This is a genomic window from Pantoea sp. JZ2 (genome assembly GCF_035191405.1).
In the GTDB taxonomy this organism is placed as follows: Bacteria; Pseudomonadota; Gammaproteobacteria; order Enterobacterales; family Enterobacteriaceae; genus Pantoea; species Pantoea stewartii.
On record NZ_CP045247.1, the window covers coordinates 4,574,188 to 4,589,567 of the forward strand.

Consider the following 15,380-nt stretch of genomic DNA (forward strand, 5'->3'; position numbering starts at 1 on the left):
GAAAGTTACGCTACCGCTATTTTAGCACGGTTTCGTCTACTTTTCGCACACCCAACGAGCGGCCTGCGATTACTGCCTGATATCTCAGGTTTAATCTGCGGGCGGTTCTTTTCAATCCGTTGAAACTGACAGCCTTCCCTCAACGATGATAGGATATTCGATGAACGATCTAAATGGTTAACGGCATGTTAAACAAAATTTTCAGAATTGCTACACGACAAAGCCCTCTTGCCATGTGGCAAGCACAATATGTACAGCAGCGTTTGATGAGCGCCCATCCGGGTTTACAGGTTGAACTGGTGCCCATGGTGACCAAAGGCGACATCATCCTGGATACGCCGCTGGCTAAAGTGGGCGGTAAAGGGCTGTTTGTCAAAGAACTTGAGCAGGCGATGCTGGAGAACCGTGCCGATTTGGCCGTGCATTCGATGAAAGATGTGCCCGTAGCGTTCCCGGCAGGACTGGGCCTGGTCACCATTTGCCAGCGTGATGACCCACGCGACGCCTTTGTCTCAAATCATTACGCGTCGATTGACGATCTTCCTCATGGCGCGGTGATTGGTACGTCCAGCCTGCGCCGTCAGTGTCAGATCAGTGCACGCCGTCCCGACCTGGTCATTCGCTCGCTGCGCGGCAATGTTGGCACGCGGTTAAGTAAGCTTGATGCTGGGGACTATGACGCCATTATCCTTGCCGCCGCCGGCCTTAACCGCTTGGGGCTGGAAGCGCGAATTCGCCAGCTCCTGCCGGCTGAAATTTCACTGCCAGCCGTCGGCCAGGGTGCGGTGGGCATTGAATGCCGCCTGGATGACAGCACCTTAATTGGGTTACTACAGGCACTGAATCATGATGATACGGCTGTCTGTGTCAAAGCTGAGCGCGCCATGAATACCCGTCTGGAAGGCGGCTGTCAGGTACCTATCGGCAGTTTTGCGGTGCTGAATGGTGATGAGCTCTGGCTCCGGGGTCTGGTTGGCGCGCCGGACGGCAGTACCGTTGTAAGCGGCGAGCGCCGCGGGCCACGGTCTCAGGCCGAGCAGATGGGGATCTCGCTGGCCGAAGAACTGCTTAACAACGGCGCGCGTGAAATTCTGCACGACGTTTATCAGGGACAACCCCCCGTATGACGATTCTGGTCACGCGCCCGGAACCCGCAGCAGCAGAGCTGGTCTCCCGACTGCACGCCCAGGGTAAACAGGCGTGGAGCCTGCCCCTGATCGAATTCGCGCCGGGAGCTGACCTGCCCTCATTACCGGCTTCGCTAACCACGCTGCGCCGGGGCGATATGGTCTTTCTGCTCTCGCAGCAGGTTATCCACTATACACAGCATGCTGTCAAAGCATGGCCCGCAGACCTGGACTATTATGCAATTGGTCGCAGTACCGCGTTAGCGTTTCATACAGTGAGTGGCTTACAGGTGACCTGGCCTCATGCACAGGAAACCAGCGAGGCGCTGATCAAGCTGGCCACGTTGCAACAGGTGTCAGGTAAACGCGCGCTTATCCTGCGTGGCAATCAGGGCCGCGAACTGCTGTCAGAAACGTTGACGGCACGGGGCGCGCAGGTCTTCTATGCCGAGTGTTATCAGCGCTGCCAAAAACATTATGACGGTGCAATCGAAGGCCGCCGCTGGCGCGATCGTCATGTTTCTACGCTGGTCGTCACCAGCGGCGAAATGTTGCATCAGCTGTATTCGCTGTTCCCCGAGGTCGATCGCGAGGAATGGCTGCTCCGCTGCCGACTGATTGTCGTCAGCGAACGTTTGGCTTCTGTGGCCGCCAATCTTGGTTGGCAGGATATTCACGTAGCCGAAGGTGCCGATAACGATGCGCTACTGCGCGCGTTATGTTGAACTTAACAATGGGATGTGCCAGATATGACGGAACAAAAAGACACCTCCGCCGTGGTTGAAGAAACTACACCAGCGGTTGATCGCGATGCTTCTCTTCAGGAACAACCACCCCGCAAGCAAAAGAACGGCGGCATGGTCCTGGGAGCGGTCGCGATCGTCATCGCTCTGGCGATTGGCGCAGGTTTATACCTGAACGATAAACACCAGGCCGAATTGCAGGCACAAACCAATCAGAGTCTGAGCGAACAGCTTGCCAAGCTACAGCAGCAGGCAAACAGCGATAAACAGCAGCTTTCTCAGCAGCTGAGCACCACAGAAAAAGCGTTAGAGACCGCTCAGGCACAACAGGCGGCTTCTGAGAAAGCGCTGCAGGCGTTGCGCGAAAAGTTAGCCTCCATTTCAGGAAACGACGTGCGCAGCTGGCTGGTGGCTCAGGCAGATTATCTGGTGAAACTGGCGGGTCGTAAGTTGTGGAGCGATCAGGATGTCACCACGGCCGCAGCGTTGCTGAAAAGCGCTGATGCCAGCCTGGCAGATATGAACGATCCCAGCGTCATGAATGTGCGTCGCGCGTTGACGCAGGATATCAGTACGCTTTCGGCTATCTCCCAGGTGGACTACGACGGCATTATCCTGAAACTTAATCAGCTATCAAACAACGTGGATAATTTACGTCTGGCCGACAACGACAGCGATGACGCGCCGATGGACAGCGACAACGGTGAACTTTCTGGCTCTATTCGCGAATGGCGTCAGAACCTGGTGAAGAGCTGGCACAATTTTATGGATGACTTTATTACCATCCGTCGCCGGGACAACACTGCCCAGCCCTTACTGGCCCCGAATCAGGACGTTTACCTTCGCGAAAACATTCGTTCTCGTCTGCTGATCGCGGCCCAGGCCGTGCCGCGTCATCAGGAGGAGATCTACAAGCAGTCGCTGGAAACCGTCTCAACATGGGTGCGTGCCTGGTATGATACGAACGATGCCTCGACAAAAGCGTTTCTGGCCCAGTTGGATGAACTTAGCCAGCAAGATATCAATATGGATCTGCCAGACAGTCTGGAAAGCCAGCCGTTGCTTGAACAACTGATGCAAACGCGCGTGCGTAACCTGATGGCACAACCCTCTGCCGCCGCAAACCAGCAGGGAGGCTGATCATGCTTAAGGTATTTATCCTCTTTGTCCTGTTGATTGCAGGGATTGTGCTGGGGCCGATGATTGCCGGCCATCAGGGTTATGTGCTGATCCAGACCGACAACTGGAATGTGGAAACCAGTGTGACCGGCCTTGCAATTATCCTGATTATCAGTTTGTTAGTGATTCTGGCGGTGGAGTGGCTGCTGCGTCGCCTGTTTCGGACGGGTGCCCGTACCCGTGGCTGGTTTACCGGACGCAAGCGCCGTCGTGCACAGCGCCAGACACAAAACGCCCTGCTTAAACTGGCAGAAGGTGATTTCAGGCAGGTAGAAAAGCTGCTGTCCAAAGACGCCGACCATGCTGATGTTCCTGTCGCAAACTATTTGCTCGCGGCAGAAGCGGCTCAGCAACGAGGCGACGAAATGCGGGCTAATCAGCATCTTGAACGGGCAGCTGAACTGGCTGGTAATGATGTTATCCCGGTCGAGATTACCCGAACCCGCATCCAGCTGGCGCGACATGAAAATCACGCTGCCCGCCACAGTATTGATCGTTTACTCGAAGTGGCTCCGCGTCATCCGGAAGTCCTGCGCCTGGCCGAGCAGGCCTATATTCGTACCAGTGCCTGGAGCGCCCTGCTTGATATCCTCCCGTCCATGGAAAAAACGCAGATTGGCAGTGAAGAGCACCGCGCTGCGCTGCAACAACAGGCCTGGCTGGGTCTGATGAATCAGGCGATGGCCGATCAGGGCAGCGAGGGATTAAAACGCTGGTGGGGAAATCTGAGCCGTAAAACACGCCATGAGACCTCGTTGCAGGTGGCGATGATTGACCATTTGATTGAGTGTGACGATCACGATACCGCTCAGGAGATTCTGCTGGATGGGCTGAAACGTCATTACGACGATCGTCTTGTCCTGTTGATGCCGCGCCTTAAAAGCGGTAACCCAGAAGCGCTGGAAAAAGCGTTACGTCAGCAAATTAAGCAGCATGGTGCCACGCCTTTACTGCACAGCACCCTGGGTCAGTTGCTGATGCGCCATGGTGAATGGCAGCAGGCAGCGGAAGCCCTGCAACAGGCGCTGGCACAGCGCCCCGACGCTTTTGACTACGCCTGGCTGGCGGATGTGTATGATCGTCTGCGCCGTCCGGAAGACGCCGCAAAAATGCGTCGTGAAGGTCTGTTACTGACGCTAAAGAACAATCCCGATGCCTGATCTGTTAAAACCGGGTTCGCCCGGTTTTTTTACGCCCACAGGTTGAGACAAAAAAAAACACCTGCCGAAAGCAGGTGTAAAATCAGGTCGGTTTGACAACCGAGAGGTACCCGACTCAACGTGGTGTCTGTTAATCCTGTAAGGCTTTCGCGATACAGGCAGGCAGACAACAGGTACCCAAAATTGGCTCTGCGTCATTCCCAGGTTTATGTAGCCGAAGCAGACATAAGAGGTGGAATGAGCATCTACGCGTTAATTATTGCATAATCCATGCCAGTTGCGCTTTTTATTTTTTATTTAATTAAAACAGAGGGTTAGCAATAAATAATTTTATCACTCTTTGCGCGCTGCCTGCGAATTGTCGGGATAATGCGACACAGCGCTCGCTTTACGTCGCAAATAAGCGACACGTAAAGTAAAGGCGCGTCAACTTCATTTAAAACAATGCGTTAAGCGTCTCAATTCTGCGACAACCGCTTAATGCCGGTTTCCGCGGAACTACCGTAAGCAAATCAGGCTGTACAGACGAGCAATAGCGCCGCTTACGGCGGAAACGCAAACCAAATTTCTTTCTCACCACATCTGACCAGAAACCGCTCTCACAGATGCACATCGCCCTTTCGGCAAGACGGTAAACCTGTTTGTGCAGACCGTTCTGGTGAGAGAAGATTATGCTTCCTGTGCAGGTTTTTGCATTCGCAACGTTGCCTCGCTTCGCCCGGCACAAACCGCCTTCGGTGGTCTTCACCCTCTTTTGTACGGACGAAAAAAAACCTGTCTTCTCAGACAGGTTTCTAAAAATGGTCGGCGAGAGAGGATTCGAACCTCCGACCCACTGGTCCCAAACCAGTTGCGCTACCAAGCTGCGCTACTCGCCGATTTTTTTAATTTGTTTTGCCTGGTGCGAAGAGAGGGACTTGAACCCTCACGTCCGTTAAGACACTAACACCTGAAGCTAGCGCGTCTACCAATTCCGCCACCTTCGCGTATCCCAGCAAAATCTGGGGTGGCTAATGGGACTCGAACCCACGACAACTGGAATCACAATCCAGGGCTCTACCAACTGAGCTATAGCCACCACTGTACTGAATGTTGTAAGTCAAACCTACAGCATTTAAATCTTTCTACCTAACGCGGTACTGATACCACCGAAGCTCATACGCACAAACTAAATGGCGCGCCCGACAGGATTCGAACCTGAGACCTCTGCCTCCGGAGGGCAGCGCTCTATCCAGCTGAGCTACGGGCGCGTAGCGCCGTTGCGGATGTGCATACTAGAGATAAGCGCCCATCCTGTCTAGTGCTTTTTAAAGAAAATAGCGCGTTTGATTACGGTTTGTGCATTTCGTCGGCAAATAACGCATTTACGCCTGTGCGGACGCGGAATTCTGGCATTAATCAGCGATATCACAGATCGCCACGCCAGTGATAACGCAGGTATTTCACCAGCTTTAACTGCCTGCGCAAGCGACTGGGCTGCACGAGCAAGCGATAGAGCCACTCCAGCCCCAGTTTTTGCCAGAAGACAGGCGCACGCTTTACGTGTCCCGTAAAGACATCGTAGGTGCCGCCTACGCCCATATACAGCGCCTCTGGCCACTGCCTCTGGCAATCCGCCATGAAAAGCTCCTGGCGTGGTGAGCCCATTGCTACCGTCACCAGCTTTGCGCCGCTCGCTGCAATACGGGCACACAGCGCCTCACGTTCAGACGGGACAAAGTAACCGTTCTGGGCACCGACGATGTTGACGTTCCACTGACGACGCAGCTTCGCGCACGTTTCATCCAATACCGCCTCACGGCCACCAATCAAAAACACCGGTGTCCCCTCGCGGCCAGCGCGTTGCATTAAGGCTTCCCACAGATCGGCACCCGCGATGCGCTGCACGGAGGCCTGGGGATATTTCTTTCGAATCGACCGTACAATACTGATGCCATCAGGATAATTGAATTCGGCCTGCTGGATTTGGGCGCTCAACGCCGCATCCCGTTCAGCACTCAAAACCTTTTCCGCATTAATGGCCACCAACGTACCTGTACGGATACCGGATGGGGGCATCAAAAAATCGACAAACGCTGTCATGCTGTCGAAACCGTACAGGGTGATACCGCGAATCTCGTAGCGTGGTGTACCGGTGTGCGTACTCATATCTTTATTGTTTTTCCCTTTCATACCAGAGGTGCATCAGCGTCAGGATGGGCTATGCAGCGGACGTTCTCTACGGCTGCGAATCAGACCGACATGATTCAGTAATCCGTAAAGCAGTTTCGCCACCGCCAGGCAGGCCGCAAAAATAAGGCAAAAAAACACCACGCGGGAGCCAAATGCATCCAGCCCTTCACGCGCCAGTACAATCATGTTGAATACCGCACCAAAACAAAAACTTTGCAGAATGGCCCCCGTATAGCGATTCGACTCACTGCGTCCGCGCTTATACAAGCTATCAAAGCCTTTAATTATTAAGCCTACAGCCACAGCACCTGGCACTATCGCCCCAATACCGCCCATCACCAGCAGTGAACCGATCAAGGTAGGAGAGATCGCCAGACCTGAATGGTTATTAAGCACCTCCCATGTGAAATAGTTGGCACTGTTCAGGACGGTCAGAGGACGGTCGGGCCACAGCCATGACGGGATAAATACATAGAAATCACGCCACATGGGCGCTAAACCCTGAAAATCGATTTTATGGTAATTTTCGAGCAGCAACGCCAGATTTTCCCAGGGCGAAAAAGTGTCCCGGGTCAGATAAAGAAAGGTATAAAACGCTTCTGCGCCCATTACGTCCAGGTTATAGCGTCGCAGCGCCAGCCAGAACATACCGGCAATGGCCATCACGCCAGCGACGGCCAGCATCCATAAGGTTATCCAGCCACGCGTAATTCCGATAAACAGAAACAGCGCAAAAGCGATGATGATATTGGCACGCGTCCCGCCAACCAGCGCATAGGTCAGCAAGCCAAAACTGACGGTGACAATCAGAAAGAGCAGCCAGTTACGGCGTGTAGGATGTAAAAAATACGGGATCAACATCGCCGGAATAAAGAAATAGAAAAAGCGCTTCAGAGCGACACCGGAAACCTCACTGGAAAAGATCTGGTTGTAGGCTGTGAGGCGAAATAATAAAAAGCCGTTATGGATGAAAAAAACCGTCACGGTCGCGATGGCGACCAGCGCCAGCAGGCTACAGGTCAAATGCGTCTCCACACGGTTCATCTGTAGCCAGGGCCGGGCAGGTGATGTCGCCATCGGCCTGAGACGGACCTTGTAACTGACAAAGTAAATGACATAAAACGCTGTGGCAGACAGCATCGCCTGCAGTAAAAAATCGGCCGGCACCACCTGAGTGTCAAAACGAAACACCAGAATGCTGGTAAGCGGAAACCCAAAATAAAAGGTCAGCAGAAACAGCAAGGTAAAAAACAGGTGAAAGTTAAATCGTTCCTGTTTCATCTCGCGTACATTCAGCGTGACGATGATCATGAGTGACAGCACGTAGACTAACAGCAGACCACTAAACGCCAGTAGACTCATGAAGGCTCTCCTTCGCAAAGGCGCAACGCCGCCTGCCAACCCACGAGATAGCCCGGCGCCAGAAACGCAACGTGCTGCTTGTCGCATCCCATGAGCTGTCGGCGCGCTTCTGCAACGATAGCAGGCGTCAGCGCATCATCGCTGAACAGGACCGGAAGCTGTTGCGCGGTGACATCACGCCAGAAAGGATTTTTACGCGTCAGCACGAAGGGGATATTGGCTTGAATCAACAAACACAACGTGCCTACGCCCTGCTGCCGCTCGAACATAAAATAGCCTAAATGGCAGCGCGCCAACAATGCCAGATAATCATCGAAGGCCAAATTTTCACGCAGTAACGTTACCTGCCCCTGAGGAAAAAGTCTGTCAGCGGCATTCTGAATTCGGGCAATATACTCATCGTTATTGGGCGGATAGCCAAGCGGCACCGCAATACGCACATTCTGGCCAAACTGCGCCCGAATCGCTTCCAGCCCTTCTGTATGACGATTACTGGCATCGCCTGAATTCCCCAGCAGCACCGTCAGGATGTCATCCGGGCGGGGCGTTATCGCCGCGGTGGGTAAACGGGTTGGGAAGTAAAGTAAGGTGCGCGGTACCGAAGGATGGCGTTGCTGATAATGATACAGATCGCCTTCAGTCGCGAAGACACGCGCAATCCGCCCCTGCGCAATACGACGCAGAAAATAAAACAGGCGGAATTTGAGGCTGCGCGAGTCTTCATATAAATCGGCGCCCCAGACGTGCCAGTACACCTGAGACCGGTGCAGCCTGCCACTCAGTAACGCCAGCCACAGCCAGGGATTAAACTGTCCATGGCAAAAGAAACGCTGCTCGCGCTGTTTAGCCCGGCGTAAAAGTGCTTCAGAGAGCGCTTTCTTGCTGCTAAACGTTTCAATGCGCAATGCATCAAAGCCAATAAGGCTTTCCGGCTGCCTGGTGACCACCATAAAGTGACGCGCCACAGGCGCAGGCAGTTCGGTGCTCATCACGTCATTAAAAAAACGCAACACCGTGAGATTGTGATGGGGAATATCCGATCCCAAAACGTGAATCAAAGTCATTTTCTTCGGCAGTAGAGAATAAAGGCGCCACAGCAGAGCGCGAAATAGGTAATGTACGTGAACATATAGGCTTGCGCTGCGCCACTGGCACCGTGCAACGGAATCAGCCAACGGGAAAACAGGGTCAGTAACGCAAACTGACTGATTTCCGTCAGCACATAAAAACGTAACGATGCTTTCGCGATGACCAGATAGCCAAAAACATAAGCCCCCACTTTAAAAACATCCCCACACAACTGCCAGACGAACAGATCCCGCATATCATGGAATGCGGCAGAAAACAGCAGGCGGATAGCGATATCCCGCATTACCCACACGATCAGGCTGGCCGCCGCGACAGCCGGCAACACAAAGCGCAATGCCCATCCGATCTCTCGTGCAATCTCTGTTTTGTTTTCTAACCTGGCCAGCGTGGGCAGCAGCCAGACGCTAAAGGTTGCGGTAATAAACTGCAGGTAAGCATCGGAAATACTGGTTACGCCCTGCCATAAACCGACCTGAGCCCAGCCGTTGTGAGCGGCAAGTTGGTTTCGCATCATGACCCAGGCAACCGGAAGCGTGACGGCGGTGATCAGTGCCATCAGCGTATACTTTGCCAGCTGACGCGCCATCTCAGGCTGCCACTGCGGACGCAGCCAGCTTAAGGGCAGCGGCACACGATACCTGAATATCACCAGGGCAGGAATAACCAGTAATGCCGGCACCATCGCTAAACCGGTTAATGCGCCCGCGTACCCTCCCAGCCCCCAGCACAGCATATAACCGGCTACGCCAGTCACGCTGCCTGTCATCAGCGCCAACGCATTACCCTGTGCATCCCGGTAGCCTTTAATTAAAGCCAGAATGAGATTGGCCCAGGCAATGCCGAACTGCAAAAAAGCAACGATACGGATAACGTTTTGATAGCGATCGTGCCCAAACAAGGCGGTACTGACAGGGGCTGCAGCAAGCAAAAAAACCAGCGCCAGCAGTGTTGAAAAGCCTGTCACCATCGCCGAGGCCGTTCCAACCAGCGCGCGCAACGGCTGCGGTTGCTGGCGATATTGCGCGACAAAGGTTGTGACGCCGTTGAAAATCCCGGCCCCCGCCAGAACGCCCAGCACCGTGATCAACTGTCGAAAATTCCCCGCCTGTCCAACGCCTTCCGGGCCGTAACTGATCGCCAGCAGCTTGACCACCAGCAGGCCCACGGCAATTTTGACCAGAGTTGAAGAGGCCGTCCATACAGAGGCTTTGGCTAATGACATCAGGAAAAGAAGCTCAGCAGTGAGCTGATAACCGTGCTCTGGTTATTATCTGACAGGTTAAAAAACAGCGGCAGGCGCAATAAGCGCTCACTTTCGGCCGTGGTGAAGCGGTCATCGCCCGCAAAACGGGAAAACTGCAGGCCAGCAGGTGAAGTGTGCAGCGGAATATAATGGAAAACGGCCAGGATTTCGGCCTCTTTAAGCCAGTTAATCAACGCCTGACGATGTTCCTGATCGCGCAGTTTAATATAGAACATGTGCGCGTTGTGCTGGCAGTCGGCCGGAACCGTGGGCAAGGTAATGTGGCCGCTTTCTGCCAGCGGTTTTAGCGCATTATAGTAGCGCTGCCATAACCGCAACCGCTGCTGGTTAATACGCTCGGAGGCTTCCAGTTGCGCCCAAAGATAAGCCGCCTGTAGATCCGCCATCAGATAACTGGATCCCATATCGCGCCAGGTATATTTATCTACCTGACCACGAAAAAACTGGCTGCGGTTGGTGCCTTTTTCACGGATGATTTCCGCACGCTCAACCAGGCTGGCGTCATTGATCAACGTTGCACCGCCTTCTCCGCCCGCCGTATAGTTTTTGGTTTCGTGAAAACTAAAGCAGCCGATATGACCGATGGTGCCTAAGGCCCGCCCTTTATAACGTGACATCACGCCCTGCGCAGCATCTTCAATGACAAACAGCTTGTACTGGGCCGCCAGCGCCATGATCGTGTCCATCTCACAGGCAACGCCGGCATAATGTACCGGTACGATAGCACGCGTTTTATCCGTGATGGCGGCTTCGATCAGCGTTTCATCCATATTCATCGTGTCAGGGCGCACATCCACAAACACGATTTTTGCGCCCCGGAGTACAAAGGCATTCGCAGTGGACACAAAGGTGTAACTCGGCATGATGACCTCATCGCCGGGTTGAATATCGATCAGCAATGCCGCCATTTCCAGTGATGCGGTACAGGAAGGCGTCAGTAACACTTTTGCACTGCCGAAACGCTGTTCCATCCACTGCTGGCAACGGCGCGTAAAACCACCATCGCCGCAGAGCTTGCCGCTGCTCATGGCCGACTGCATATAGTCGATTTCGCTGCCCACAACCGGGGGCGCATTAAAGGGAATCATGACCTCTCCTGTAAAACCAGTACGCCGTGCTTTCCAGTCGTGCACCACTGCGTAAATAAAGACGCATCGCCGTGAGATTGCTGATTTGTGTTGCGACGCGCAGCCGATCGAGCTGGCGTACACGTCCCCAGTCAGCTGCCGCCAGCATCAGGCGCTGACCAATGCTTTGCCCCTGCGCCGCAGGCACGACAGCCAGTAAGCCAATGCGGGCATCGCCATCTACCTCACGCAAAGACACGAATCCCTGCAGCGCACCGCTGTCATCGCAGGCCACCAGACACTGATGATCAAAGGTGCCAAGTACCGCATTTTCAATCCACTGCGCGTAAAAACGTCCGCTCTCTTCTGGCGCAAACCACGGCGAACGAAACCGACTCTGACGGAAGGCCTGAGAAGCCGCCTCACGCAGTGCGGGGATCTGGCCTTGACGGGCAATACGAACCCCCGTTTGCCGCTCGGTTCGTTTAATCGTGAGGGACAACTCCGCCTCTCCCTCCACCAACTGGAACTGATGTTGATTCAGGGCGTCAATAGTGGCGGTCTGATCAGCGGGCACTTTAATTTGAAACAACGCACAAGGATGCTGAAGCGCGCTTTCCAGCGGCAATGTTCCACCCGTTTCCAGTCTGACAGACTGGATGCCGAAAAACTGGCTCTCCCAGTCGAGGGGATTGACCTTAACGTGAACGGACATGTGTTCCTCAGAGCTTTGTTAATCAGCGTCTGTTTTCAGCGCCAGACACCTTTCGTATCAACGACCCATTGCTGGGTCACGTGCGCCGCATCAATGGCGCGGAACGCCTGATGATCGACCAGCATCACCAGAATATCGGCCTGTTGCAGCGCCTGCTCTGTTGACACCAGCGTGGCCTGCGCTTCCAGACGTTCGGGAATCTGCTCAATATGCGGTTCAGTCACCCAGGTACGGCCCTGATGCCAGTCTGCAATCAAATGGGCGACTTCCATCGCCGGGCTTTCACGCAGGTCATCAATATTTGGCTTAAACGCCAGGCCAAAACAGGCAATCGTCAGATCGCTGGCGCGCTTATCGGTTTGCGTCAGACAGTCTGCCAGTGCTTTTTTTACCTGCTCCAGTACCCAGTGTGGCTTGGCATCATTCACTTCGCGGGCGGTACGGATCAGTCGCGCTAAGTCAGGGTTCTGCGCCACGATAAACCAGGGGTCGACAGCAATGCAGTGTCCGCCTACGCCGGGACCGGGTTGCAGAATATTCACACGAGGATGACGGTTCGCCAGCGCAATAAGCTCCCAGACATTAATCTGCTGCTCAGCACAGATCAGGGACAGCTCATTGGCAAACGCAATGTTTACGTCCCGGAAGCTGTTTTCGGTCAGCTTGCACATTTCGGCGGTACGGGCATGAGTTTCCACGCACTCGCCTTGGAGAAAAAGACGATATAACGCGCTGGCACGGGCAGAACAGGCTGGCGTCATGCCGCCAATAACACGATCGTTTTTAATCAGCTCGACCATGATCTGTCCGGGCAAAACACGCTCAGGGCAGTAGGCAATAAAAACGTCCGGTTCATCGCCCTGCTGGGGGAAACGTAAATCAGGCCGCGCGGCAGCCAGCCACTCCGCCATCTGCTCGGTACTGCCTACCGGAGACGTCGACTCCAGAATCACCAGATCGCCTTTTTTCAAAACCGGTGCGATGGATATTGCGGCCGCCTGCACAAAACGTAAGTCGGGCTGGCGATCGGCCTGGAAGGGCGTAGGGACGGCAATCAAAAAGGCATCCGCCGCTTCCGGTTGCGTGGTGGCACGTAAATCGCCACGCGCAACGGCTGCCTGCACCACCTGTTCCAGATCGGGTTCGACAATATGAATGGCACCGCGGTTGATGGTGTCAACAGCCCGGGCATTGATATCAACGCCCACCACTTTTTTTCCCTTTGAGGCAAAAACGGCTGCGGTAGGCAGCCCAATGTAACCCAGTCCAATGACGGAAATGGTTTCAAAACTCATAAGTTGGCTCTGTTATCTTTTAAGGCTTGTAAGATTCGCCCGCAGGCATTGCCATCCCCATAGGGATTATGGGCGCGGCTCATGGTCTGCCAGGCCTCGTCGTCATTCAGTAATGCGCTGACTTCGGCAACAATCTTCGCCGTATCCGTTCCCACCAGTTTTACCGTTCCCGCGTCAACCGCCTCTGGCCGTTCCGTGGTTTCACGCATCACCAAAACGGGTTTACCCAGTGAAGGCGCTTCTTCCTGAATTCCGCCAGAATCGGTGAGAATGAGCCAGGCACGATTCATGAGCCAGACAAACGGCAGATATTCCTGCGGTTCAATCAGTACAATGTTCTTGATGTCACGCAGAATGCGGTTAACGGGCTCATGGACATTCGGGTTGAGATGTACAGGATAAACGATTTGCGCCTCAGGGTGCTGACGCGCAATTTCGGCTAAAGCGCTACAAATACGCTCAAACCCCCCGCCAAAACTTTCCCGCCGATGGCCCGTTACCAGTACCAGCTTTTTGTTTTCATCCAGAAACGGATAACGTGCAGCCAGTTGCGCATTAATGGCGTTATCATCCAGTACCCGATCGCGCACCCACAGCAGGGCATCAATCACCGTATTGCCGGTAATCACAATGCTGTCATCGGGCAGATTTTCATCCAGCAGGTTCTGTCGGGAACGGGAGGTTGGCGTGAAATGCAGCCGTGCCAGATGGCCTGTCAGTTTACGATTGCCCTCTTCAGGCCACGGCGATGCCAGATCGCCTGTCCTTAAACCCGCTTCAACATGGCCGACAGGTATTTGTTGATAGAACGCAGCCAGACTGGCCGCCAGCGTGGTTGTGGTGTCACCGTGAACCAGAACAATGTCGGGTTTGAAATCGAGAAGGACGGTGTGCATGCCTTGCAGGATACGGCAGGTTATTTCCGTTAATCCTTGTTCAGGCCGCATAATATTGAGGTCGTAGTCAGGTTGAAGCTGAAATAAGCTCAGCACCTGATCGAGCATTTCACGGTGCTGTGCGGTTACGCACAGCCGTGATTCAAAAGCCGGATCCTGTGCCAGGGCCTGAACGAGTGGTGCCATCTTAATGGCTTCAGGTCGGGTGCCAAAAACTGTCAGAACTTTCACACTGTTTCTCTCAATCTTGTGTATCTGACATGGGTCGCCGACGACGTGCCAGTGCCACACCGGCGCCAACCAGTGCCCCTACCGCGCCCCACATCACCATCATAAATACCCGGCGTGGGCTGTCACGTGACACCGGCTCTTCCGGTGTACGTAAATAACGGTAGGTCTGAAATTTGTTGGTTAACGCAGGTCCTGCATCCAGTGTCGTCAGCATCGCTTTATTTTGATCGTAGCTTATATCAAAGCTCGGTCCCGTCGCACGCAGGGTGTCGAGTTGCCCCTGCAATAGCGGCTGACCGATTAAAAACAGGTCGCTGTCAGCAAGACTCTCACTGACTTCATTCGTCTGTTTTTCAGTAATTCCTTTTTGGCTGGCCACCTTCAGCGCCTGTTCCAGACGATGAATGCGACGCTGGAAGACGGCATTCGCCACAGCTTCCTGACGCCTGACCTGTGCCTGAAGTTGCGCATCTCGTGCCTGCCACGCACCTTTTAGCTCCGCGTTGAGATGACGTGCTGCGCGCTCACTGGCATAAGCAATGTACTGACGCAACAGGTTGTTGGCATCGCTCGCCGTTTCCGCTTTCAGTTTGACGCTGTCGAACGTGTTACGCGCGGTATCCGCTGGCGTAAACTGGATGTTATCAATTAGCTCATCTAACAGGACCGCATCATTGTGCGCATTGCCGCTTTTCCGGCTTTTGTAATAGTCGGTTTGCAGCCAGAACTCGCGACGAGTATCCCAGGAGGAAAGCTGCACCAGAAACTCATGATAAACCTCATCCATCACGTTGGGAGACGCGCTGGTTAACGTCACGGCGTCATTGCGTACATCCAGGTTATTGAGAAACTGCTGCTGTGAATAGTACGAGCCCAGCATATTCACCGTTGGACGCCCTGTAATCGCCGTTGTGCTCCATACCTGTTTCATCAGCAGCGTCGCCAGCCAGGCTGCCACTGCAAACAGCACTGCGCAACCGACTATCCAGTGCTTTCCGCGCCACAAGCGGCAGCACAGGCCGCGAATATCCAGTTCGTTCTCCACAACGTTTGCAGGCATCACAGCGTCATCCTTTTTAA

Annotated in this window: 13 protein-coding genes and 4 tRNA genes; 4 read left to right on the plus strand and 13 right to left on the minus strand. The window is 54.0% G+C overall.

Going from position 1 to position 15,380, the window contains the following annotated elements:
* Positions 1-185: 185 nt before the first annotated feature.
* From hemC to hemY, 4 genes are read left to right on the plus strand one after another with little or no spacing between them, the layout of a single operon-like run.
* Positions 186-1,127 (plus strand): hydroxymethylbilane synthase, encoded by a 942-nt coding sequence (gene hemC / locus GC087_RS22100; protein ID WP_054634795.1) that lies wholly within the window; start codon positions 186-188, stop codon positions 1,125-1,127.
* Positions 1,124-1,852, plus strand: coding sequence for a uroporphyrinogen-III synthase (hemD, locus tag GC087_RS22105; RefSeq protein ID WP_006121445.1), 729 nt, complete (start codon positions 1,124-1,126; stop codon positions 1,850-1,852). Before hemC ends, hemD begins: the two co-directional genes overlap by 4 nt.
* Positions 1,853-1,876: 24 nt before the next feature.
* Positions 1,877-3,010 (plus strand): uroporphyrinogen-III C-methyltransferase, encoded by a 1,134-nt coding sequence (gene hemX / locus GC087_RS22110; RefSeq protein WP_033737353.1) that lies wholly within the window; start codon positions 1,877-1,879, stop codon positions 3,008-3,010.
* A gap of 2 nt (positions 3,011-3,012) precedes the next feature.
* Positions 3,013-4,209, plus strand: coding sequence for a protoheme IX biogenesis protein HemY (hemY, locus tag GC087_RS22115; RefSeq protein WP_324029364.1), 1,197 nt, complete (start codon positions 3,013-3,015; stop codon positions 4,207-4,209).
* Positions 4,210-5,010: 801 nt separating this feature from the next.
* Here the strand turns inward: hemY and GC087_RS22120 are convergent.
* From GC087_RS22120 to wzzE, 13 genes are all read right to left on the minus strand, one after another.
* A tRNA-Pro gene (locus GC087_RS22120) sits at positions 5,011-5,087 on the minus strand.
* A gap of 21 nt (positions 5,088-5,108) precedes the next feature.
* Positions 5,109-5,195 (minus strand) — tRNA-Leu (locus tag GC087_RS22125).
* A 16-nt stretch (positions 5,196-5,211) separates the two neighbouring features.
* Positions 5,212-5,287: transfer RNA gene (locus GC087_RS22130), tRNA-His, on the minus strand.
* A 95-nt stretch (positions 5,288-5,382) separates the two neighbouring features.
* Positions 5,383-5,459, minus strand: a tRNA-Arg gene (locus tag GC087_RS22135).
* A 157-nt stretch (positions 5,460-5,616) separates the two neighbouring features.
* Entirely contained in the window at positions 5,617-6,357 is a 741-nt protein-coding gene (gene wecG / locus GC087_RS22140) for a lipopolysaccharide N-acetylmannosaminouronosyltransferase (protein ID WP_006121441.1), read from the minus strand.
* A 42-nt stretch (positions 6,358-6,399) separates the two neighbouring features.
* On the minus strand, positions 6,400-7,743 hold the full coding sequence (gene wzyE, locus GC087_RS22145; protein ID WP_324029366.1) for an ECA oligosaccharide polymerase: 1,344 nt from the start codon (positions 7,741-7,743) through the stop codon (positions 6,400-6,402).
* The gene (locus GC087_RS22150; protein WP_058701513.1) at positions 7,740-8,807 is read right to left on the minus strand and encodes a TDP-N-acetylfucosamine:lipid II N-acetylfucosaminyltransferase; all 1,068 of its coding nucleotides are present in this window, start codon (positions 8,805-8,807) and stop codon (positions 7,740-7,742) included. The genes wzyE and GC087_RS22150 overlap by 4 nt, the downstream gene beginning before the upstream one ends.
* On the minus strand, positions 8,804-10,054 hold the full coding sequence (wzxE, locus tag GC087_RS22155; RefSeq protein ID WP_205953784.1) for a lipid III flippase WzxE: 1,251 nt from the start codon (positions 10,052-10,054) through the stop codon (positions 8,804-8,806). The genes GC087_RS22150 and wzxE overlap by 4 nt, the downstream gene beginning before the upstream one ends.
* Positions 10,054-11,184: a dTDP-4-amino-4,6-dideoxygalactose transaminase gene (gene rffA / locus GC087_RS22160; protein ID WP_205958934.1), complete on the minus strand. Its 1,131-nt coding sequence runs from the start codon at positions 11,182-11,184 to the stop codon at positions 10,054-10,056. The genes wzxE and rffA overlap by 1 nt, the downstream gene beginning before the upstream one ends.
* Positions 11,171-11,878: a dTDP-4-amino-4,6-dideoxy-D-galactose acyltransferase gene (gene rffC / locus GC087_RS22165; RefSeq protein ID WP_006121436.1), complete on the minus strand. Its 708-nt coding sequence runs from the start codon at positions 11,876-11,878 to the stop codon at positions 11,171-11,173. Before rffC ends, rffA begins: the two co-directional genes overlap by 14 nt.
* 35 nt (positions 11,879-11,913) lie before the next feature.
* Positions 11,914-13,173 (minus strand): UDP-N-acetyl-D-mannosamine dehydrogenase, encoded by a 1,260-nt coding sequence (wecC, locus tag GC087_RS22170; protein WP_205957092.1) that lies wholly within the window; start codon positions 13,171-13,173, stop codon positions 11,914-11,916.
* On the minus strand, positions 13,170-14,300 hold the full coding sequence (wecB, locus tag GC087_RS22175) for a non-hydrolyzing UDP-N-acetylglucosamine 2-epimerase (RefSeq protein ID WP_033737347.1): 1,131 nt from the start codon (positions 14,298-14,300) through the stop codon (positions 13,170-13,172). The genes wecC and wecB overlap by 4 nt, the downstream gene beginning before the upstream one ends.
* A gap of 10 nt (positions 14,301-14,310) precedes the next feature.
* Positions 14,311-15,360: an ECA polysaccharide chain length modulation protein gene (wzzE, locus tag GC087_RS22180; RefSeq protein WP_033737408.1), complete on the minus strand. Its 1,050-nt coding sequence runs from the start codon at positions 15,358-15,360 to the stop codon at positions 14,311-14,313.
* Between the last annotated feature and the right edge of the window lie 20 nt (positions 15,361-15,380).